The following is a 19,977-nucleotide window of genomic DNA, read 5'->3' on the forward strand; positions in this document are numbered from 1 at the left end:
GCCCGCGACCAGGTCCGCCGGCGGCTCCCGGGCGGCCAAGCCCGCCGCCAAGCGCGGCGCCGGGAAGGCCGCGGCCAAACCCGGCCGCGCCGGTGCGGGCAAGGGCGGCGCGGCCAAGGGCACCGGCGCAGCGGCGAAGGCGGCGGAGCTGCCCGTCCGCGAGGGCGAGGGTCACTGGACGGCCACCGAGCTGGCCGAGGTGCGGGCCGGTCTGGAGGAGCAGATCGTCGCGCTGCGCGAGGAGATCGCGGCGTCCGCGGTGCAGATCGCCGAGGGCGACATCAACGAGGGCGCCGGGGACGACCAGGCCGACGCGGGCGCCAAGACGTACGAGCGCGAGCACGAGCTGGCCCTCGCATACAATTCACAGGACCTTCTGGCCCAGATCGAGCGGGCCGTCCAGCGAATGGAAGCCGGCACGTACGGGATCTGCGAGTCGTGCGTCGAGCCGATCGGCAAGGCGCGCCTCCAGGTCTTCCCGCGTGCGACCCTGTGTGTGACATGCAAACAACGCGAGGAACGTCGCTGAGCGACCAAACGAACCCTGACGGAGGGGCCGGGGAATCCACGGGATCTCCCCGGCCGCGCCGCGTCGGCGTGCTGATCGCCGTGGCCCTGGCCGCGCTCGCCGCCGACATCGTGTCCAAGACCATCGTGGTGGCCACGCTGCAGGACCGGGCGCCGGTCCGGCTGCTCGGCGGGCTGCTGAAACTGCGCGAGACCCGCAACAGCGGCGCCGCGTTCTCGATCGGCACCGGCTACACGATCGTCTTCACCGTGATCGCCTGCGGCGTGGTGGTGGCGATCCTGCGCACCGCCCGCAACCTGCGCAGCCTGCCCTGGGCGGTCTGCCTCGGGCTGCTGCTCGGCGGCGCGATCGGCAACCTGCTCGACCGGTTGTTCCGGGCCCCGGCGCCGCTGAAGGGCCATGTCGTCGACTGGATCGAGTTCCCGCACTACCCGGTGTTCAACCTGGCGGACTCGGCGATCGTCTGCGGCGGGATCCTGGCCGTCGTGCTGGCCGCGCGCGGCCTCCAGATCGACGGGACGCGGCTGGCGGACAATGACGCGGGCAGGGACGCGGGCAGGGACGCGGACGAGGAACCGGACGGAGCCTCCGCCGAGCCGCCCGCCCCCGATGAGCGTTCCGCCCCGAAGGACGCCGCGCCCGCCGAGCCCCGGCGGGGCGAACCGCCCGCCCCGGACGCGGCGGACTCCCCGGCGGCCGGCGACGCGGACGTCCCGGCGCGCGAGGAGAAGCCCTGATGGGCGGTGAGGTGCGCAGCCTCCACGTCCCGGACGGCCTGGAGGGCGAGCGGGTCGACGCCGCGCTCGCCCGCCTGTTCGGCCTGTCGCGGGGCGGGGCCGCCGACATCATCGCCGCCGGCGACGTCCTGCTGGACGGCCGGGAGGTGGCGACCAAGTCCGAGCGGCTGGAGGCGGGCGCCTGGCTGGAGGTGACGCTGCCGCCCCCGCCGTCGGCGCCGGCGCCGGTCGCCGAGCCCGTCCCCGGGATGGGGATCCTGTACGAGGACGACGACATCGTCGTGGTGAACAAGCCGATCGGGGTCGCCGCCCATCCGACGACGGGCTGGACGGGCCCGACCGTCCTCGGCGGCCTCCTCGGCGCCGGGCACACGATCGCGACCAGCGGCGCGTCCGAGCGGCAGGGGATCGTCCACCGGCTGGACGCCAACACGACCGGCGCGATGGTGGTGGCCAAGAGCGAGGTCGCCTACTCGCGGCTCAAGCGGGCGTTCAAGGAGCGCCGGATCGACAAGCGCTACCAGGCGCTCGTGCAGGGCCATCCCGACCCGTTCCGCGGGACGGTGGACGCGCCGATCGACCGGCACCCGTCGGGCGACGGGCGGTTCGCGGTCGTGGCGGGCGGCAAGCCGTCGGTGACGCACTACGACACCGTCGAGGCGTTCCGCGCGGCCACGCTGCTGGACATCGACCTCGAGACGGGCCGGACGCACCAGATCCGCGTGCACATGTCCGCGATCCGGCACCCGTGCGTCGGCGACATGGCGTACGGCGCCGACCCGACGCTCGCGGAGCGGCTCGGCCTGCGGCGGCAGTGGCTGCACGCCGTCCGGCTGGGTTTCGAGCACCCGACGCGGGGCGACTGGGTGCAGTTCGAGAGCCCTTACCCGGACGACCTGGCGCACGCCCTGGAGATCGTCTCCGCCGAGTCCTGACGAGCGGCCGGGCGCACGCCCCCGGACGGGGGCGGACGCCCGCCGGTCAGCGCCCGGCGGCGTCCAGGCCCGCCTCGATCACCGCGTTCATGATCTTCGCGAGCCGGTCGCGGCCGAGGGACGGGGCGTGCTCGGCCATCGCGTCGACGATCGCCCGCTCCCGGTCGGGGTTGCGGCCCGCGAACCCGCCGACGGGCTTGAGCCGCTGGACGAGGGCGGCGACCTCGGCGCGGCGCTCCAGCAGCACGGCCAGCGCCGCGTCCAGCCCGTCGATCGCCGCGCGCGCCTCCGCCACGGTGCCGAGGTCCTCGACGGACGGCAGCGGCACGCGCAGCAGCGGGGCGGCGGGCTCGGCGGTTCCGCAGGCGGGGCAGGACGGCCCGGAGGCGCCGGTGGCGTCGATGACGCGGTCGTGCATGTCGGTCTCCCTCTCTCGCGGCGGCGCACCGCGCAGGGGATCCGTGCCCGGGGCCGCGTCCATGGAAAAAGGCAGAGGCCCGAGTGGGTCTCTGCCTTCAGCCGGCTCCAGGGTCGTCGCTCTAGGTCGTCGCGACCGGCTCGCCCGGAGCCGGCTTCGTAAACCTGAAATGGCGGCGTTCCACGCGACGATGGTACGGCGGGACGCCTGGCCCCAGTCAAATCCCGGACGCCCGTCTCGCTTCGTGAGACGTCCCGGGGACGGTGCGGGAAGTGCCGGATGTGACGCGCGAGACGGTGGGCGCGTCGGGGAGCGGACGCCCCCCGGACGGGGTTAGGCTCTCAGGACCGCGTCATCCCGGCGACCCGGCCGGGACGGCGATCTTCCCCCGGGACCGATCACCCGACCACGTGCGGGCCACGCACGTGGGCGGTCGCATGCGAGCATCAGGAGGCGCATCGGGCATGGCCGACTCTTTCGTTCACCTGCATGTTCATACCGAGTACTCCATGCTCGACGGAGCCGCCCGGTTGAAGCAGATGTTCGAGGAGGTCGGGCGGCAGAAGATGCCGGCGATCGCGATGACCGACCACGGCAACATGCACGGCGCCTACGACTTCCACAAGCAGGCCACCGCCGCCGGCGTCACCCCGATCATCGGCATCGAGGCCTACATGGCGCCCGAGTCCCGCTTCCACAAGAAGAAGGTCCAGTGGGGCGAGCCGAGCCAGAAGCGCGACGACGTCTCCGGCGGCGGCCTGATCAACCACATGACGCTGTGGGCGCGCGACAAGGCCGGCCTGCACAACCTGTTCAAGCTGTCGAGCCGCGCCTACACCGAGGGCTTCGTCTTCAAGTACGCCCGCATGGACGAGGAGCTGCTCGCCGAGCACGCCGAGGGCGTGATGGGCACGACGGGCTGCCCGTCCGGCAAGATCCAGACCCGGCTGCGGCTCGGCCAGTTCGACGAGGCGCTCAAGGCCGCCGCGACGTTCCAGGACATCCTCGGCAAGGACAACTACTACCTCGAGCTGATGGACCACGGGCTCGACATCGAGCGCCGCGTCCGCGACGGCCTCATCGAGATCAGCAAGAAGCTGAACATCCCGCCGCTGGTGACCAACGACTCGCACTACACCCACGAGTCCGAGGCGACCGCGCACGACGCGCTGCTGTGCGTGCAGGTCGGCAAGCAGCTCGCCGACCCCGACCGGTTCCGGTTCGACGGGTCCGGCTACTACCTCAAGACCGCCGACGAGATGCGCGCGATCGACTCGTCCGACATCTGGGCGGAGGGCTGCCGCAACACGCTGCTGCTCGCCGAGAAGGTCGACCCGGCGGGGATGTTCGAGCACCGCGACCTCAGCCCGCGCTTCCCCGTCCCCGAGGGCGAGACGGAGGAGAGCTGGTTCCGCAAGGAGGTCTGGGCGGGCCTGGAGCGGCGCTTCCCCGACGGCCTGCCCGACGGGTACCGGGAGCAGGCCGAGTACGAGATGGGCGTCATCCTCGGCAAGGGGTACCCGTCCTACTTCCTCGTCGTCGCCGACTTCATCATGTGGGCCAAGCAGAACGGCATCCTGGTCGGGCCGGGACGAGGCTCCGCGGCGGGCTCGCTGATCGCCTACGCGATGGGCATCACCGACCTCGACCCGATCCCGCACGGGCTGATCTTCGAGCGGTTCCTGAACCCCGAGCGCGCGTCCATGCCCGACATCGACATCGACTTCCCTGAAGACCGGCGCGCCGAGGTCATCAAGTACACGACGGAGAAGTGGGGCGCCGACAAGGTCTCCTTCATCGCCACGTTCGGCACCATCAAGGCGAAGGCCGCCATCAAGGACGCCGGCCGCGTGCTCGGCTTCCCGTACGCGCTCGGCGACCGGATCTCCAAGGCGTTCCCGCCCGCCGTCATGGGCAAGGACATCCCGCTGTCGGGCATCTTCGACGACAAGCACCCGCGCTACGGCGAGGCCGGCGAGCTGCGCAAGCTGTACGAGGAAGAGACCGACGTCAAGCAGATCATGGATCTGGCGCAGGGCCTGGAGGGGCTGATCCGGCAGACCGGCGTGCACGCCGCCGGGATCATCATGTCCGGTGAGACGATCACCGACCACGTGCCGATCATGCGCCGGGACGCCGACGGCGCGATCATCACGCAGTTCGACTACCCGACCTGCGAGACGCTCGGCCTGCTGAAGATGGACTTCCTGGGCCTGCGGAACCTGACGATCATCGACGACGCGCTCAAGGGGATCAAGAAGAACAAGGGCGTCGACGTCGACCTGCTCGCCCTCCCGCTGGACGACCAGAAGACCTACGACCTGCTCGCCCGCGGCGACACGCTCGGGGTGTTCCAGTTCGACGGCGGCCCGATGCGCTCGCTGCTGCGGCTGATGAAGCCGGACAACTTCGAGGACATCTCCGCCGTCGGCGCCCTGTACCGGCCGGGCCCGATGGGCGCGAACTCCCACACCAACTACGCGCTGCGCAAGAACGGCCAGCAGGAGATCACCCCGATCCATCCGGAGCTGGAGGAGCCGCTCAAGGAGATCCTCGACACCACCTACGGCCTGATCGTCTACCAGGAGCAGGTCATGGCGATCGCGCAGAAGGTGGCGGGCTACACGCTCGGCAAAGCGGACCTGCTCCGCCGCGTCATGGGCAAGAAGAAGAAGGCCGAGCTGGACGCCCAGTACGTCGGGTTCGAGAAGGGCATGCTCGACAACGGCTTCTCGAAGGAGGCCGTCAAGACGCTGTGGGACATCCTCGTCCCGTTCTCCGACTACGCGTTCAACAAGGCGCACTCCGCCGCGTACGGCCTGGTCTCCTACTGGACCGCGTACCTCAAGGCGAACTACCCGGCCGAGTACATGGCGGGCCTGCTGACGTCCGTCGGCGACGACAAGGACAAGAGCGCGCTCTACCTGTCGGAGTGCCGCCGGATGGGGCTGAAGGTCCTGCCGCCGGACGTGAACACCTCCGAGGCCGACTTCACCCCGCTCGGCGACACCGAGATCCGCTTCGGCCTGTCGGCGGTCCGCAACGTCGGCCACAACGTGGTGGACGGGATCGTCGCGGCGCGCAAGGAGAAGGGCGCCTACACCGACTTCAACGACTTCCTCAACAAGGTCCCCTCGCAGGTCTGCAACAAGCGGGTCGTGGAGTCGCTGATCAAGGCGGGCGCGTTCGACGAGCTCGGGCACCAGCGCAAGGCGCTGCTGATGGTGCACGAGCAGGCGATCGACTCGGTCATCGACATCAAGCGCAAGGAGGCCGTCGGGCAGGACTCGCTGTTCGGCGCGCTGGAGGACGAGGGCGGCGAGGACGCGTTCGCCGTCGCGATCCCCGAGGGCGAGGAGTGGGACAAGACCACGCTGCTGGCCTTCGAGCGGGAGATGCTCGGCCTGTACGTCTCCGACCATCCGCTGCTGGGCGTCGAGCACATCCTGGAGCGGGAGGCCGACTGCACGATCGCGGCGCTGAACGAGGGCGAGCGGCCGGACGGCCAGATCGTGATCATCGCGGGGCTGCTGTCCGGCCTGCAGCGCAAGGTCACCAAGCAGGGCAACTCGTGGGCGATGTTCCAGCTGGAGGACCTCGCCGGCTCCATCGAGGTGCTGTGCTTCCCGTCGTCGTACCAGCTGTGCTCCACGCTGCTGGCCGAGGACGCGATCCTGATCGTCAAGGGCAAGCTGGACCGCCGCGAGGACGTCGCGAAGATCATCGCGATGGAGGTCACCCAGCCGGACCTGACCATCACCGAGGGCACCGGCCCGCTGTCGGTGACGCTGCCGCTCGGCCGCTGCACGCCGCCGACGGTGTCCCGGCTGAAGGAGGTCCTGATCACCCATCCGGGCACGTCGGAGGTGCACCTGCACCTGCAGAACGGGCCGCGCACCACGGTCGTCCGGCTGGACGACCGGTTGCGCGTCGCGCCGTCGCCGGCGCTGATGGGGGATCTGAAGCAGCTCCTCGGCCCGTCCTGCCTCGGCTAGCCGCCCGCCGCGGTCACGCGCCGAGCAGGGCGCGGGCGGCGGGGACCACCTCCTGCGTCCAGCGGCGCAGCTGGACCTCGCCGGGGTTCTCGGGCCAGTACACGAAGGTGTCGAAGCCGGTCTCGGTGGCGAGGCCGGCGACGACGCGGGCCCAGCCGGCCGCGTCGGTGCGGATCGGTTCCTCGCCTTCGAGCCGGACGGTGCCGGGCGCGTCGGTGACGTCGCCGACGAGCTGCGCCATCCGGGTGATCGCGGACGGGGCGCGGCCGGCGTCGCGGGCGGCGCGGGTGATGGTGTCCTGCGCCTCGCGCCACGCCTCGTACGGGAGGTAGTGCGGGATGGGGGCGGCCCATCCGTCGCCGGCGCGGCCGGTGAGGGCCAGCGCCTTCGGCCCGACGGACCCGATCCAGATGCCGACCGGGTGCGCGGGCGCGGGCCCGGCATGGACCCCCTTGACGGTGTAGTGCTCGCCGCCGACCCGGACGGTCTCGCCCGGCCGCCACATCGCCCGGATGATCTCGATGGCCTCCTCCAGGGCGTGCAGGGCCTGCGGGTTCGTGCGGTGCGGGCCGCCCATCGCGGCGATCGCGGGCCAGTACGCCCCGGCGCCGAGCGCCAGCTCGAAGCGGCCGCCGCTCAGCAGGTCGAGCGTGGCGGCCTGCTTGCCGAGCATCGCGGGGCCGCGCAGCGGCAGGCTCGCCACGTCCGGGAACACCCGCAGCCGCTCGGTGCCGGCGAGGGCCGCCGCGATGACGGCGAACGTGTCGGCGAGGTCGGCGGCGTACGGGTGGTCCTGGACGCCGAGCAGGTCGAGGCCGTCGCGGTCGGCGTGGCGGGCGAGGGACAGCAGCTCGTCCAGCCGGGACGCCGACGGCGCGAGCTGGACTCCGAATCGGTAGATCATGAAGGCGACGCTACCGAGGCCGGTGCCGGCCCCGAATCAGGACCGTTACCGGCCGGGACGCGGGCGGCGCCCGGCCCGGCGCGGCGCCGGGGTCAGCGGCCGAGCGCGGCGGGCGCCGCGGGCGCGAGGTCGGCCTGCCAGTCGACGAAGCGGCCGAGGCCGTCGAACAGCGCGCGGGCGGTGCCGCCGCCGGGCAGCCGCATCTCCGTCAGCTCGTCGCTCTGCCGGTAGGCGACCCGGTGGTGCGACAGGAGTCCGGCGAGGGTGAGCCGCGGCTCGTGCGGGAACAGGCTCGCCGCCCCGGTCAGCAGCCGCGGCACCGGGATCGGGTCCCAGCCGGCCGCCGGCACCTGCGGGTCGTCGACGTGCAGGTACGCCGAGCCGCCGTCGTAGCCGGCGCCGATGTAGCCGGCGCCGCGCAGCACCCCGCCCGCCGCCATCGCGATCAGCTCGCCGCCGTGCCCGGCCGGCCCGTCGTACCAGGACAGGTCGACCTCGGGCGTGGTGAACTCGGTGATGCCGAGCCGCTCGCCGAGCGTGCGGATCACCAGCGTCGGGACGACCGCGGGATGGGCGTCGCCGAACTGCGGGTTCGCCCACCCCCACAGCCAGGTGCGCTCGCGCGCGGCGTAGGAGCCGAGCAGCGAGACGCGGACGGTCACGCCGCCGCTGGCGTAGGTGCGGGCGGTGAGGTCGGCGCTCCAGTCCTCGCGCGGGAGGAACTCGGCGAGCGTCTCCTGCTGCTGCAGGACGACGGCCGCCAGGGCGGCGCCGAGGCGTTCGAACGCGGGACTGAATCCGGACATGTCGGGCACATTATCCCAGTAACCGGGGCGGTCGCGGGCGTGAATCAAGACGGGAATCGGACACCATTCGATTGTCGATCGGCTGACCTGGGCAGGCTAGGCTTTCGCTGTCAGAGGACACTTCCACCGAGGAGCGTACGCAGTGCGGCCACCGACCGGCAGGCAGTTGACGACCTGGCTGGTCACCACCGCCATCGTGACGCTGCTCGGGCCGCTCGCGGGGCTGCTGTGGGGGAACACCATCCCCAAGGTCACATATGTGATCATCCAAGGTGAGGCGCTGATCGCCGATCCGGAGGGCGAGGGCCCGGTCGGGGTCGACGGCCGGTTCGCGCTGATCGGCCTCGCGGCGGGCCTGCTGTGCGGCATCGCCGCCTACACCCTGCGCGGCCGCCGCGACGACATCGCGCTGATCCTCGGGCTCGCCGCCGGCGGCGCCGCCGCGTCCCTGCTCGCCTGGAAGACCGGCCACCTGATCGGGCTCGGCCACTACCACGACGTCGTCCGGCACGGCCGCGACGGCGCCACCGTCACCGGCGTCGCCGACCTGCGCGCCAAGGGCGTGCTGGTGTTCTGGCCGGTGGCCGCGGTCGCCGCGTACGCGCTGCTGGAGGTCGTCGTCCGCCGGCTACCCCCGGGCGATCGCGGCGACGGTGGCGCCGGTGAGGGCGACGAGGTCGGCGGGGACGAGCTCGATCTGGAGTCCGCGCCGACCGGCCGAGACGTAGACGGTCGCGAGCGCTGACACCGACGCGTCGATCACCGTCGGCAGCCGGCGCCGCTGCCCGAGCGGGCTGATCCCGCCGACGACGTAGCCGGTGGCGCGCTCGGCGTCGCGCGGGTGCGCCATCGCCGCCTTCTTCCCGCCCGCCGCCGCGGCCAGCGCCTTCAGGTCCAGCGACCCCGACACCGGGACGATCCCGACGGTCAGCCGCCCGTCCACCTCCGCCAGCAGCGTCTTGAAGATCCGGTCGTACGGGACGCCGAGCGCGTCCGCCGCCGCCTCGCCGTAGGACTCGGCGTCCGGGTCCGGCTCGTAGGCGTGCACGGTGAACTCGATCCCGGCGTTGGCCGCGGCGACCGTGGCGGGCGTCCCCTGGCCGCCCGCCTTCCCGCCCCCTGCCCGCTTGCTCATGGGGACAGTCTGCCGTGATCTACAGCGGCCCCGCGCGCGGCTGGCGTCAGTTCAGGGTGAACGAGCCGTCGAGGAACTGGCCGGCGGGGATCATCGGCAGCGCGTCCAGGATCCGGTTCTCGCGGACCAGCAGCTCGCGCTCGGCCGCCAGCCGCAGCGCCGCGTCCTCGCACTCGAGCAGCCGCTGCTTCTCGTGCCCGTCCAGCACGACCGACGCCGCGATCAGGTAGGACAGGGCGACCGGGTCGTCCGGGAGGTCGGGGTCGTCGACCGGGCCGGCGCCGGTGGCCGACAGCCGCTCCCGGTACAGCCGGAACAGCCGCCGCACCCGGCGGGCGGCGGGCCCGGGCTCGGCGCCGGGCTCCTCCGGGAGGAACTCGACCTCGCCCTGCAGGTAGGGGCGGGACCGGTCCAGCTCCTTGACGCGGAAGCGGCGCGTCCCGGTGGTGACGATGTCGTAGCGGCCGTCCGGGTGGCGCCTCGCCTCGCGCAGCTCGGCCAGGCAGCCGATGCCGGCGAGGCGGCGCGCCGCGTCCTCGCCGACCTCGTGGCCGAGCTCGATGCCGACCACGCCGAAGCCGCGCGGCTCGGGCCGTTCCAGCAGGTCGCCGATGAGCAGCCGGTACCGCTCCTCGAACAGGTGCAGCGGGAGCACCAGGCCGGGGAACAGCACGGTGCCCAGCGGGAACAGGGGGAGCCGCTCCGTCATGTCGCCTCTTTCCCGCGCCGGCCGGGGACGCCCTCGGCGCCAGCGTACGCCCCGGCAGATGATCTTGGTAAGGGGTGATTTTTCACAGTGTGAAGCGTGTGTCACGCCGACGTCCAGTCCGGGCCCGCCGGGCCACTTGCGTCCGATTGGCCGTACCGCCGCCGGAGCCGCCGCGGGTAGCGTCGGTGGCATGAAGATCCTCGTCGTGGACGCCTTCACCGACCGCCCGTTCGCCGGCAACCCCGCCGGCGTCTGCCTGCTGGACGGCCCCGCCGACGCGGCGTGGATGCAGCGGGTCGCGGCCGAGATGAAGCACTCCGAGACCGCGTTCGTCCGCCCCGTCGACGAGCCCGGCGCGGACTTCGAGCTGCGCTGGTTCACGCCGCTGGTCGAGGTGGCGCTCTGCGGGCACGCCACCATGGGCGCCGCCCATGCCCTCTACGACACCGGGACGGTGCCCGCGGACCGGCCCATCCGCTTCCGGACGCTGGAGAGCGGCGTCCTCACCGTCACCCGGGACGGGGACGGCGGGCTGGCGATGGACTTCCCGTCCTGCCCGCCCGAGCCCGTCGTGCCTCCCGCGGGGCTGGCCGAGGCGCTCGGCGCCGAGATCGGCTGGACGGGCCGCAACGTCCAGAACGACCTGGTCGTCGAGCTCGCGGACGAGAAGGCCGTGCGCGCCCTCGCGCCCGACATGGCGGCGCTCGCCGAGATCGACGCGCGCGGAGTGATCACCACCGCCGCGCGGGCGGAGGAAGGGCCGGACGGCGGGTACGACTTCGTGTCCCGGTTCTTCGGCGCGCGGGTCCTGCTCGGCGACGGCGAGGACCCGGTGACCGGCTCGGCGCACTGCGCGCTCGCCCCGTTCTGGGCGGAGCGCCTCGGCCGCGGCGACCTGACCGGCTACCAGGCGTCCGAGCGCGGCGGGCGGGTCCGGACGGCGCTGCGCGGCGGCCGCGTGATCATCTCCGGGGCGGCCGTCACCGTGCTGGACGGGACGCTGCGGGTGTGACCCGCGGCACGTCCCCGGACCCCGGCGACACGGGCGTCTCGGCACGTGAGACGGTGCGCGGGGGACCGGGGCCACTCCGTAGACTGGGCGCGTGATTTCCCGTATCGACCTGCGCGGCTCGCTTCCCGGCGACCCGCGCTCCGTGCTGCCCCGCGCCGAGCTCGACGTCGAGGCCGCCCTGGACAAGGTGCGGCCGATCTGCGAGGACGTGCGCCATAGGGGCTCGCAGGCGGTACGGGAGTACACCAAGGCGTTCGACGGGGTCGAGCTGGAGAGCTCCCGGGTCCCGGTCAGGGCCGTCCACCAGGCCCTCACGGGGCTCGACGCCGCCGTCCGCGAGGCGCTGGAGGAGAGCATCCGCCGCGCCCGCGCCGTGCACCGCGACCAGCGCCGCACCGACACGACCACGCGGGTCGTGCCCGGCGGCACCGTCACCGAGCGGTGGATCCCGGTGGGCCGCGTCGGCCTGTACGTGCCGGGCGGCCGCGCCGTGTACCCGTCCAGCGTGGTGATGAACGTCGTCCCGGCGCAGGAGGCGGGCGTCGCGTCCCTCGCGGTCACCTCGCCCGCGCAGAAGGAGCACGGCGGCCTGCCGCACCCGACGATCCTGGCGGCGTGCGCGCTGCTCGGCGTCGAGGAGGTGTACGCCGTCGGCGGCGCACAGGCGATCGCGATGTTCGCCTACGGCACCGAGGAGTGCCCGCGCGCCGACCTCGTCACCGGGCCCGGCAACGTGTACGTCGCCGCCGCGAAGCGGCTGCTCAAGGGCGTGATCGGCATCGACGCCGAGGCCGGCCCGACCGAGATCGCGATCCTCGCCGACGACACCGCCGACGCGGTCGACGTCGCCGCCGACCTGATCAGCCAGGCCGAGCACGACACGCTCGCCGCCGCCGTGCTCGTCACCGACTCCGTCCGACTCGCCGACGAGGTCGAGCGGGAGCTGAAGGCGCAGGTGGCGCGCACGAAGCACACCGAGCGGATCACCGAGGCGCTGGCCGGGCGGCAGTCCGGCATCGTGCTGGTGGACGGGATCGACGACGGCCTGAAGGTCGTCGACGCCTACGCCGCCGAGCACCTGGAGATCCAGACCGCCGACGCGCCCGCCGTCGCCGCCCGCGTCCGCAACGCCGGCGCGATCTTCGTCGGCCCGTACGCGCCGGTGTCGCTCGGCGACTACCTCGCCGGGTCCAACCACGTGCTGCCGACCGGCGGGTGCGCGTGCCACTCGTCCGGGCTGTCGGTGCAGTCGTTCCTGCGCGGCGTCCATGTCGTGGAGTACGACCGCGACGCCCTCGCCGAGGCCACCGGGCGCGTCGTCGCGCTCGCGGAGGCCGAGGACCTGCCCGCGCACGGGGCCGCCCTGAAGGCCCGCTTCGACTGGGAGATCCCTTCGTGACCTCGCTCAACGACCTGCCGCTGCGGGACGACCTGCGCGGCCGGGAGCCCTATGGCGCCCCGCAGCTGGACGTGCCGTACGCGCTGAACACCAACGAGAACCCCTACCCGCCGTCCGAGCGGCTGGTGAAGGCGCTCGGCGAGGCCGTCATGGACGTCGCCGGGTCGCTGAACCGCTACCCCGACCGCGACGCCGTCGCGCTCCGCGAGGACCTCGCCGCGTTCCTGAACGCCGACACCCCCGGCATCGGCCTCACCGCCGGGCGGGTGTGGGCGGCGAACGGCTCCAACGAGATCATCCAGCAGATCCTGCAGGCGTTCGGCGGGCCGGGCCGCAGCGCGCTCGGCTTCGAGCCGTCGTACTCGATGCACCCGATCATCACCGGGGTGTCCGGGACCCGCTGGATCGACGCGTTCCGCGACGAGGACTTCGGCCTGGAGCCGGCCCGCGCGATCGCGGCCGTCGAGGAGTACCGGCCCGACATCGTGTTCCTCACCTCGCCGAACAATCCGACCGGCACCGCGCTGCCGCTGGCGGCGATCGAGGCGGTCCTGGAGGCGGCGCCCGGCATGGTCGTCGTCGACGAGGCCTACGGCGAGTTCCGCCGGGCCGGGACGCCGTCGGCGCTGACGCTGCTGGACGGCCACCCGCGCCTCATCGTCACCCGGACGATGTCGAAGGCGTTCGCGATGGCGGGCACCCGGCTCGGCTACCTCGCCGCCGACCCCGCCGTGATCGACGCGCTGCTGCTGGTCCGGCTGCCGTACCACCTGTCGGCCGTCACCCAGGCGGTGGCGCGCACCGCCCTCGCGCACGGCGAGGAGCTGCTCGGCACCGTCGAGGCGCTGCGCCGCGAGCGCGACGCCCTGGTCGCCTGGCTGCGCGCCGAGGGGTTCCGGGTGGCCGACTCCGACGCCAACTTCGTGCTGTTCGGGACGTTCCCGGACCGCCGGCGGATCTGGGAGGCGCTGCTGGAGCACGGCGTGCTGATCCGCGAGGTCGGCCCGCCCGAGTGGCTGCGGGTGAGCGTCGGCACCCCCGACGAGATGGCCGCCTTCCGCACGGCCCTCAAGGACGTACTGAAGGAGAGCGTGTGACGCGCAAGGGACGAGTCGAGCGCGGGACCAAGGAGACGCAGGTCCTCGTCGAGATCGACCTGGACGGGACCGGCCGGGTCGACGTGGCGACCGGCGTCGGGTTCTTCGACCACATGCTGGCGCAGCTCGGCAAGCACGGGTCGTTCGACCTGACCGTCAAGACGGCCGGGGACCTGCACATCGACAGCCACCACACGATCGAGGACACCGCGATCGCGCTCGGCCAGGCGTTCCGCGAGGCGCTCGGCGACAAGGCCGGCATCCGCCGCTTCGCCGACGCGTCCATCCCGCTGGACGAGGCGCTCGCGCAGGTCACCGTGGACGTGTCGGGCCGCCCCTACCTCGTGCACGTGGAGCCGGACGGCATGGCCCCGATGATCGGCCCCGAGTACGACACCACGATGACCCGGCACGTCTTCGAGTCGTTCGTGTCGAACGCGCAGATCGCGCTGCACGTCCACGTGCCGTACGGGCGCAACGCGCACCACATCGTCGAGGCGCAGTTCAAGGCGCTGGCGCGCGCGCTGCGCGACGCCGTGGCGTTCGACCCGAAGGTGCACGGCATCCCGTCCACCAAGGGAGCGCTGTAGCCGTGGATATCGGCGGTCTGCACTTCACCTTCCTCAACATCGCCGTCTTCGCGGTCGCGCTGTTCCTGCTCGCCGGCGTGTACAGCTTCATCAAGCAGGGCCTGAAGGCCGCCGCGCTGATCGTGCTGTTCCTCGCGGGGCTGGCGTTCGCCGGGGGAGTGATGTGGCTGTGACCCCGAACGTCGTCGTGCTCGACTACGGGTCGGGCAACCTGCGCTCCGCCGAGCGCGCCGTGGCCCGCGCGGGCGCGGACGTCACCGTCACCGCCGACTGGGACGCGGCGCTCGCCGCCGACGGCCTGGTCGTGCCGGGCGTCGGCGCGTTCGCCGCCTGCATGAAGGGGCTGCGGGAGGTGCGCGGCGAGCAGATCATCGGCCGCCGCCTCGCCGGGGGCCGGCCCGTCCTCGGCATCTGCGTCGGCATGCAGATCCTGTTCTCCAAGGGCATCGAGCACGGCGTCACCACCGAGGGCTGCGACGAGTGGCCCGGCACGGTCGACGGGCTGGAGGCGCCGGTCGTCCCGCACATGGGCTGGAACACCGTGGACGCCCCGGAGGGCTCCGTCCTGTTCGAGGGGCTCGCGGACGCCCGGTTCTACTTCGTCCACTCCTACGCGGCGCGCCGCTGGGAGCTGGAGCCCGACCCGACCGGCACCATCGAGCCGCCGCTGGTCACCTGGGCCGAGCACGGCGACCGGTTCGTCGCGGCGGTCGAGAACGGCCCGCTGTGCGCGACCCAGTTCCACCCGGAGAAGTCCGGCGACGCGGGGGCGCGGCTCCTGCGCAACTGGCTGTCCACCCTCTCCTGACCGCGCTTGCCCGTTCACCTGTATCGATAGGGTTTCCGCATGACTCTGACGCTCCTTCCCGCCGTTGACGTCGCCGACGGCCGGGCGGTCCGCCTGGTGCAGGGCGAGGCCGGCACCGAGACCTCCTACGGCGCGCCCCTCGACGCCGCGCTGGCCTGGCAGGACGCGGGTGCGGAGTGGATCCATCTCGTCGACCTGGACGCGGCGTTCGGGCGGGGCTCCAACCGGGAGCTGCTCGCCGAGGTGACCGGCCGGCTGGACGTGAAGGTGGAGCTGTCCGGCGGCATCCGCGACGACGCGTCGCTGGAGGCGGCGCTGTCCACCGGCTGCGCGCGGGTCAACATCGGCACCGCCGCGCTGGAGAACCCGGACTGGTGCCGCGAGATCATCGCCTCGCACGGCGACAAGATCGCGGTCGGTCTGGACGTGCGGGGCACGACGCTCGCGGCGCGCGGCTGGACGCGCGAGGGCGGCGACCTGTGGGAGGTCCTCGCCCGGCTGGAGGCCGACGGCTGCCCGCGTTACGTCGTCACGGACGTCACCAAGGACGGCACGCTCCGCGGCCCCAACACCGAGCTGCTGCGCGAGGTCTGCTCCCGCACCGACAAGCCGGTCGTCGCGTCCGGCGGCGTCTCGTCCCTGGACGACCTGCGCGAACTCGCCAAGCTCGTCGAAGTGGGCGTCGAGGGCGCGATCGTCGGCAAGGCGCTGTACGCGCAGGCGTTCACGCTTGAAGAGGCCCTGGAGGCCGTGAAGTGAGCGGGGAGGCCGTGAAGTGAGCGGGGAGGCCGTGAAGTGAGCGGGGAGGCCGTGAAGTGACCGTCGCCGTACGGGTCATCCCGTGCCTGGACGTCGACGCCGGGCGCGTCGTCAAGGGCGTCAACTTCCAGAACCTGCGGGACGCCGGCGACCCCGTCGAGCTGGCCCGCCGCTACGACGCGGAGGGCGCCGACGAGCTGACGTTCCTCGACATCACCGCGTCCAGCGGCGACCGCTCCACCACCTACGACGTGGTGCGCCGGACCGCCGAGCAGGTGTTCATCCCGCTGACGGTCGGCGGCGGCGTCCGCACCGTCGACGACGTCGACCGGCTGCTGCGCGCGGGCGCCGACAAGGTGTCGATCAACACCGCGGCGATCGCGCGCCCCGAGTTCCTGCGGGAGGCCGCGCACCGGTTCGGCTCGCAGTGCGTCGTCCTGTCGGTGGACGCCCGCCGAGCCGAGGGCACCGAGTCAGGGTTCGAGGTCACGACGCACGGCGGCCGCAAGGGCACCGGCATCGACGCGATCGAGTGGGCGCGGCGCGGGCAGGAGCTCGGCGTCGGCGAGATCCTGCTGAACTCGATGGACGCCGACGGCACCAAGACCGGCTTCGACCTGGAGATGCTGCGCCGCGTCCGGGAGACCGTCACCGTGCCCGTCATCGCCAGCGGCGGCGCGGGCGCCGTCGGCCACTTCGCCCCGGCCGTCGCCGCCGGCGCCGACGCGGTGCTCGCCGCGAGCGTCTTCCACTTCGGCGAGATGAAGATCTCCGAGGTGAAGGACGCGCTCCGCGCCGCGGGCAACCCCGTCCGCTGACCCGTCCGCCGCCCCCCGCCCGCCGAACCCGGCACCCCCGCCGCGAGAAGGAACCCCCCGTGACCGCTTCACCCCGGTGCGCCCTCGCCACCTGCGACCGGCTGCCCGAAGGCAGCGACGACGCGCGGATGCTCGCCGCCGCCCTCGCCGGCCTCGGCGTCGCCGCCGACATCGCCGTCTGGGACGACCCGGCCGTCGACTGGTCCCGCTACGACCTCGTCGTCATCCGCTCCACCTGGGACTACACCGACCGGCGGGACGCGTTCCTCGCCTGGGCGGACAGCCTCCCGCGCGTCCTCAACCCGGCGGACGTGCTGCGCTGGAACACCGACAAGGTCTACCTGCGCGACCTGGAGGCCGCCGGCGTCCCGATCGTCCCGACCCGCTGGGACCCCGACGGCATCCCCGCCGACTGGCCGGAGTTCGTGCTCAAGCCGTCGGTGTCGTCCGGCTCCCGCGACACCGCCCGCTGGGGCGCCGGCGAGGAGGACGCCGCCCGCGCCCACCTGCGCGACCTGCGCGACGCCGGCCGCACGGTGATGCGCCAGCCGTACCTGGACGCCGTCGACACCGCGGGCGAGACCGCCCTGGTCTTCATCGGCGGCGAGTACAGCCACGCGGGCCGCAAGGCGCGCGTCCTCAACCCCGGCGCCGGCATCGAGGGCCTCGCCGGCCTCGGCGAGACCCGCGGCAGGGTCACCGCGACCACCGCGACCGGCGCCGAGCTGGACCTCGCCCACCGCGTCCTCGCCGCCGTCCCCGGCGGCCGCGACCTGCTCTACGCCCGCGTCGACCTGATCCCGGGCCCCGATGGCGACCCGCTGCTGATCGAGCTCGAACTGACCGAGCCGGCCCTCTACCTCGAACACGCCCCCGGCAGCGAGACCTGCTTCGCGAAGGCGGTCGCCGGGCTGCTGTGACCCCCTAGGCGGGCTCCTCGCCGGGGGCCGGTGTCGCGGACTCGGGCGACGCGCCGGCGATCGGCAGGATGATCGCGGACGGGTGGTCCGGGTCGTGGAAGACCTCCTGGTCCGCCGGGACCATCAGGCGGGCGGTGGCGAGCGGCTCGCCGGTGCCCGGGTTCGCCGCGACCTTCGGATGGGCGCCGCTGGCCACGTGCACGCGGACGCGGTGGCCGCGCGCGAAGCGGTGCCCGGTCGGCCACAGGTCGACGGCGATGCGGCGGACGCCCGCCGTCCCGACCGGCTTCTCCGCGAACGCCGGGAGCCGCAGCCCGCCCTCGCAGACGTTCCGGGACGTCCCGTCCGGGGCGACGTCGCAGAGCCGGACGACGAAGTCGGTGTGCTCGCGGTCGGACCGGACGAACAGGTCGGCGCCGACCGGGCCGATCACGTCGAGCGGCTCGGCGAGCGGCGGCGAGGTGAACACCAGCACGTCCGGGCGGCGCTCCAGCGGCCGGTTGTCGACGGGGCGGGAGCTGCCGAGCAGGGTCGGGCCGCCGAGCGCGGGCGTCGGCCGGGCCGGGTCGAACCGGTAGGCGCTCGGCTTCGACGGGAGCGGGCCGTCCTCGCCGAGGCCGCCGCCGGGGTGCAGGTGCCAGCGCTCCTGCCGCGTGCCGGGCGGCGGCCAGTCGCGGTAGTGCCGCCACTCGCCGGCGCCGGTGACGTACAGCCGGACGGGTTCGGCGCGCAGCCCGGACGGGTCGCCGAGCAGGTGCGTGCGGAACCAGGCGAGCGTCTCGCGGAACGACACCAGCCCGTGCCGGGCGTCGGTGTGCCACCAGGGGCCGATGGTGAGGTACGGCCGCCGCCCGGCGGCGCGCAGCGCGAGGTAGTCCCTGATCTCCCACGGCAGGAACACGTCGTACCAGCCGCCGAGCAGGGTGACGGGCGCCTCGACGTCGCCGACGGTGCCGCTGAAGTCGCGCCCGTCCCAGTAGCCGGCGTCCGTGCCGTGGTTGGTGAGGAGGTCCTGGTAGAACCGCATCTGCTCGCCGCCGGTCGCCACGTCCAGCTCGCCGAGGGGCAGGCCGGACCGGGCGGCGCGGACGGCGCGCCGGCGCGACAGCAGCGTCGCGGCGAGCAGCCCGAGCGGCTGCTGCTGCCGGTGGGTGAGGTCGGTCCAGGTGAGCGTGGACTCCAGCGCGAACGATCCGCCGACGTAGGCGGCGTCCCGGAACGACGACGCGGTGATCTGCAGCGACATCGCCTTCAGCTCCGGCCCGGCCTCGGCGGCGATCGCCCACGCGGAGTAGCCGAGGTAGCTGGCGCCGTAGGTCGCGAACGTCCCGCCGAACCACGGCTGCTCCTTCAGCCACGCGACGGTGGCGAGGCCGTCGTCGCGCTCGCTGCCGAGCGGGTCGAACTCGCCGCCGGACCCGAACGTTCCGCGCGCGCTCTGCACGACCAGCTGGAACCCGAACGGGACGAACAGCAGGCCGTTCGCCAGTGCGGCGGGCCCGCGCCGCCCGTAAGGCGTGCGCACGAGGATCGTCGCCGGCGGGCGGCGAGCCCCGGCCGGGACGTAGCGGTCGGCGAGCAGCGTCACGCCGTCCGGCATCGTCACCGGCAGGTCCCGCTCGACCGTGTACCGCGGCAGCGGCGGGCGGGGCAGCCCGCGCGGGCGGCGCACCCGGATCGGCGAGGCGGGCAGGCGGTCCCTGAGGGCCATGCGACCTCCAAGATTGCTACTACCTAGTAAGGTAACCGCTCGCGCCCGGACGACACCTCCGCGCCCTCGCCAAGTCGCTGACGTGCCGGTCCGCGGTCTGGAAAGGTGGCGGCACGGCACGGTGACGTTCGGATCGGGGGGACCGGGATGTGGCCGCGAGTGAACGCTCCGGAGGAGCCGGCGCCGTCGGCCCCGGCCTGGAGCCCGCCGCCCGTCCGTCCCGCCGCGGGCTGGTACGCGGTCCCGGTCGCGCTGGTCGTGCTGGCGGCCGCGGGCCTGCTCACCGCGCTGGCACTGACGCGGGACGACGCCGGAGCCGCCGCCGGGCCGGCCGTGACCGGCGACGCGGCGGCCGGGATCGGCGTGCGGCTCGCCGAGGGCCGCACCTACTTCCTCTACGTGCGGCGGGACGGCTCCGCGCCGTTCGGGTGCGCCGTCGAGGACGGCGACGCCGGCGCGCGCGTCCGGCTGACCCGCAAGAACTCCTGGAGCGCGGCCGACCGCCCCGGCTACCGCTACACCGCCTCGATGACGGCGCCGGTCACCGGGACGGCCGTGCTGACCTGCCGGGGCACCGACGGGCCGCTGCTGGTGGCGCCGGACGGCACCGCCGGCTTCTACCTCGGCCTGGCGTTCCTCGCCGCGCTCGCCGCCTGCGTCGCCGCGGCCGGCGGGTTCGTCCTCACGCTGACCCG

Annotated in this window: 21 protein-coding genes; 15 read left to right on the plus strand and 6 right to left on the minus strand. The window is 73.5% G+C overall.

The features are described from left to right. Positions 1-148 precede the first annotated feature (148 nt). The 3 genes from F9B16_RS37525 to F9B16_RS37535 all read left to right on the plus strand — a co-directional run bounded on the left by F9B16_RS37525 (position 149) and on the right by F9B16_RS37535 (position 2,201). Entirely contained in the window at positions 149-529 is a 381-nt protein-coding gene (locus F9B16_RS37525; RefSeq protein ID WP_151545000.1) for a TraR/DksA family transcriptional regulator, read from the plus strand. A gap of 68 nt (positions 530-597) precedes the next feature. Beyond that, entirely contained in the window at positions 598-1,266 is a 669-nt protein-coding gene (gene lspA / locus F9B16_RS37530; RefSeq protein WP_225992288.1) for a signal peptidase II, read from the plus strand. After that, complete coding sequence (locus F9B16_RS37535; RefSeq protein ID WP_151544984.1) at positions 1,266-2,201, plus strand: RluA family pseudouridine synthase; 936 nt, start codon at positions 1,266-1,268, stop codon at positions 2,199-2,201. Before lspA ends, F9B16_RS37535 begins: the two co-directional genes overlap by 1 nt. Positions 2,202-2,247: 46 nt before the next feature. Here the strand turns inward: F9B16_RS37535 and F9B16_RS37540 are convergent, their stop codons facing one another. Beyond that, complete coding sequence (locus tag F9B16_RS37540) at positions 2,248-2,619, minus strand: chorismate mutase (protein ID WP_151544985.1); 372 nt, start codon at positions 2,617-2,619, stop codon at positions 2,248-2,250. Between the two features lie 464 nt (positions 2,620-3,083). On the opposite strand from F9B16_RS37540, the gene dnaE reads away from it, so the two are divergent. Then, positions 3,084-6,614: a DNA polymerase III subunit alpha gene (dnaE, locus tag F9B16_RS37545; protein WP_151544986.1), complete on the plus strand. Its 3,531-nt coding sequence runs from the start codon at positions 3,084-3,086 to the stop codon at positions 6,612-6,614. A 13-nt stretch (positions 6,615-6,627) separates the two neighbouring features. Here dnaE and F9B16_RS37550 read toward each other — a convergent pair whose 3' ends face one another. Together F9B16_RS37550 and F9B16_RS37555 are read right to left on the minus strand one after the other, a co-directional pair. Then, the gene (locus F9B16_RS37550; RefSeq protein ID WP_151544987.1) at positions 6,628-7,518 is read right to left on the minus strand and encodes an LLM class flavin-dependent oxidoreductase; all 891 of its coding nucleotides are present in this window, start codon (positions 7,516-7,518) and stop codon (positions 6,628-6,630) included. Between the two features lie 92 nt (positions 7,519-7,610). Continuing rightward, the gene (locus F9B16_RS37555; protein ID WP_151544988.1) at positions 7,611-8,324 is read right to left on the minus strand and encodes a DUF6882 domain-containing protein; all 714 of its coding nucleotides are present in this window, start codon (positions 8,322-8,324) and stop codon (positions 7,611-7,613) included. Between the two features lie 142 nt (positions 8,325-8,466). On the opposite strand from F9B16_RS37555, the gene F9B16_RS37560 reads away from it, so the two are divergent. Continuing rightward, entirely contained in the window at positions 8,467-9,069 is a 603-nt protein-coding gene (locus tag F9B16_RS37560; RefSeq protein WP_225992289.1) for a hypothetical protein, read from the plus strand. On the opposite strand, the gene ybaK is transcribed toward F9B16_RS37560, so the two are convergent. Beyond that, positions 8,953-9,459, minus strand: a complete 507-nt coding sequence (gene ybaK / locus F9B16_RS37565) for a Cys-tRNA(Pro) deacylase (RefSeq protein ID WP_151544989.1) — start codon at positions 9,457-9,459, stop codon at positions 8,953-8,955. The two genes, F9B16_RS37560 and ybaK, sit on opposite strands and share 117 nt — an antisense overlap. A gap of 46 nt (positions 9,460-9,505) precedes the next feature. After that, a complete protein-coding gene (locus F9B16_RS37570) occupies positions 9,506-10,168 on the minus strand; it encodes an LON peptidase substrate-binding domain-containing protein (protein ID WP_151544990.1) in 663 nt (220 codons plus the stop codon). Positions 10,169-10,358: 190 nt separating this feature from the next. On the opposite strand from F9B16_RS37570, the gene F9B16_RS37575 reads away from it, so the two are divergent. From F9B16_RS37575 to F9B16_RS37610, 9 genes are all read left to right on the plus strand, one after another. Beyond that, positions 10,359-11,180: a PhzF family phenazine biosynthesis protein gene (locus F9B16_RS37575; RefSeq protein WP_151544991.1), complete on the plus strand. Its 822-nt coding sequence runs from the start codon at positions 10,359-10,361 to the stop codon at positions 11,178-11,180. A gap of 91 nt (positions 11,181-11,271) precedes the next feature. Next, positions 11,272-12,579: a histidinol dehydrogenase gene (gene hisD, locus F9B16_RS37580; RefSeq protein WP_151544992.1), complete on the plus strand. Its 1,308-nt coding sequence runs from the start codon at positions 11,272-11,274 to the stop codon at positions 12,577-12,579. Then, positions 12,576-13,676 (plus strand): histidinol-phosphate transaminase, encoded by a 1,101-nt coding sequence (locus F9B16_RS37585; protein WP_151544993.1) that lies wholly within the window; start codon positions 12,576-12,578, stop codon positions 13,674-13,676. The genes hisD and F9B16_RS37585 overlap by 4 nt, the downstream gene beginning before the upstream one ends. Then, positions 13,673-14,266 carry an imidazoleglycerol-phosphate dehydratase HisB gene (gene hisB, locus F9B16_RS37590; protein WP_151544994.1) on the plus strand — a complete coding sequence of 198 codons (594 nt, stop codon included), beginning with the start codon at positions 13,673-13,675 and terminating at the stop codon, positions 14,264-14,266. The genes F9B16_RS37585 and hisB overlap by 4 nt, the downstream gene beginning before the upstream one ends. A 2-nt stretch (positions 14,267-14,268) precedes the next feature. Then, positions 14,269-14,439, plus strand: coding sequence for a hypothetical protein (locus F9B16_RS51530; RefSeq protein WP_192809182.1), 171 nt, complete (start codon positions 14,269-14,271; stop codon positions 14,437-14,439). After that, the gene (gene hisH, locus F9B16_RS37595) at positions 14,436-15,074 is read left to right on the plus strand and encodes an imidazole glycerol phosphate synthase subunit HisH (RefSeq protein ID WP_151544995.1); all 639 of its coding nucleotides are present in this window, start codon (positions 14,436-14,438) and stop codon (positions 15,072-15,074) included. Before F9B16_RS51530 ends, hisH begins: the two co-directional genes overlap by 4 nt. 39 nt (positions 15,075-15,113) lie before the next feature. Further along, entirely contained in the window at positions 15,114-15,833 is a 720-nt protein-coding gene (priA, locus tag F9B16_RS37600) for a bifunctional 1-(5-phosphoribosyl)-5-((5-phosphoribosylamino)methylideneamino)imidazole-4-carboxamide isomerase/phosphoribosylanthranilate isomerase PriA (protein WP_151544996.1), read from the plus strand. A 56-nt stretch (positions 15,834-15,889) separates the two neighbouring features. Further along, positions 15,890-16,651, plus strand: coding sequence for an imidazole glycerol phosphate synthase subunit HisF (hisF, locus tag F9B16_RS37605; protein WP_151544997.1), 762 nt, complete (start codon positions 15,890-15,892; stop codon positions 16,649-16,651). 59 nt (positions 16,652-16,710) lie between these two features. Next, positions 16,711-17,571: an ATP-grasp domain-containing protein gene (locus tag F9B16_RS37610; protein ID WP_151544998.1), complete on the plus strand. Its 861-nt coding sequence runs from the start codon at positions 16,711-16,713 to the stop codon at positions 17,569-17,571. 4 nt (positions 17,572-17,575) lie between these two features. On the opposite strand, the gene F9B16_RS37615 is transcribed toward F9B16_RS37610, so the two are convergent. Further along, positions 17,576-19,282, minus strand: coding sequence for a CocE/NonD family hydrolase (locus F9B16_RS37615; RefSeq protein ID WP_151544999.1), 1,707 nt, complete (start codon positions 19,280-19,282; stop codon positions 17,576-17,578). 159 nt (positions 19,283-19,441) lie between these two features. On the opposite strand from F9B16_RS37615, the gene F9B16_RS37620 reads away from it, so the two are divergent. Beyond that, the coding region (locus tag F9B16_RS37620) for a hypothetical protein (protein ID WP_225992290.1) at positions 19,442-19,977 on the plus strand (536 nt) is incomplete at its 3' end.

It is taken from the genome of Actinomadura montaniterrae (assembly GCF_008923365.1).
Lineage (GTDB): Bacteria > Actinomycetota > Actinomycetes > Streptosporangiales > Streptosporangiaceae > Spirillospora > Spirillospora montaniterrae.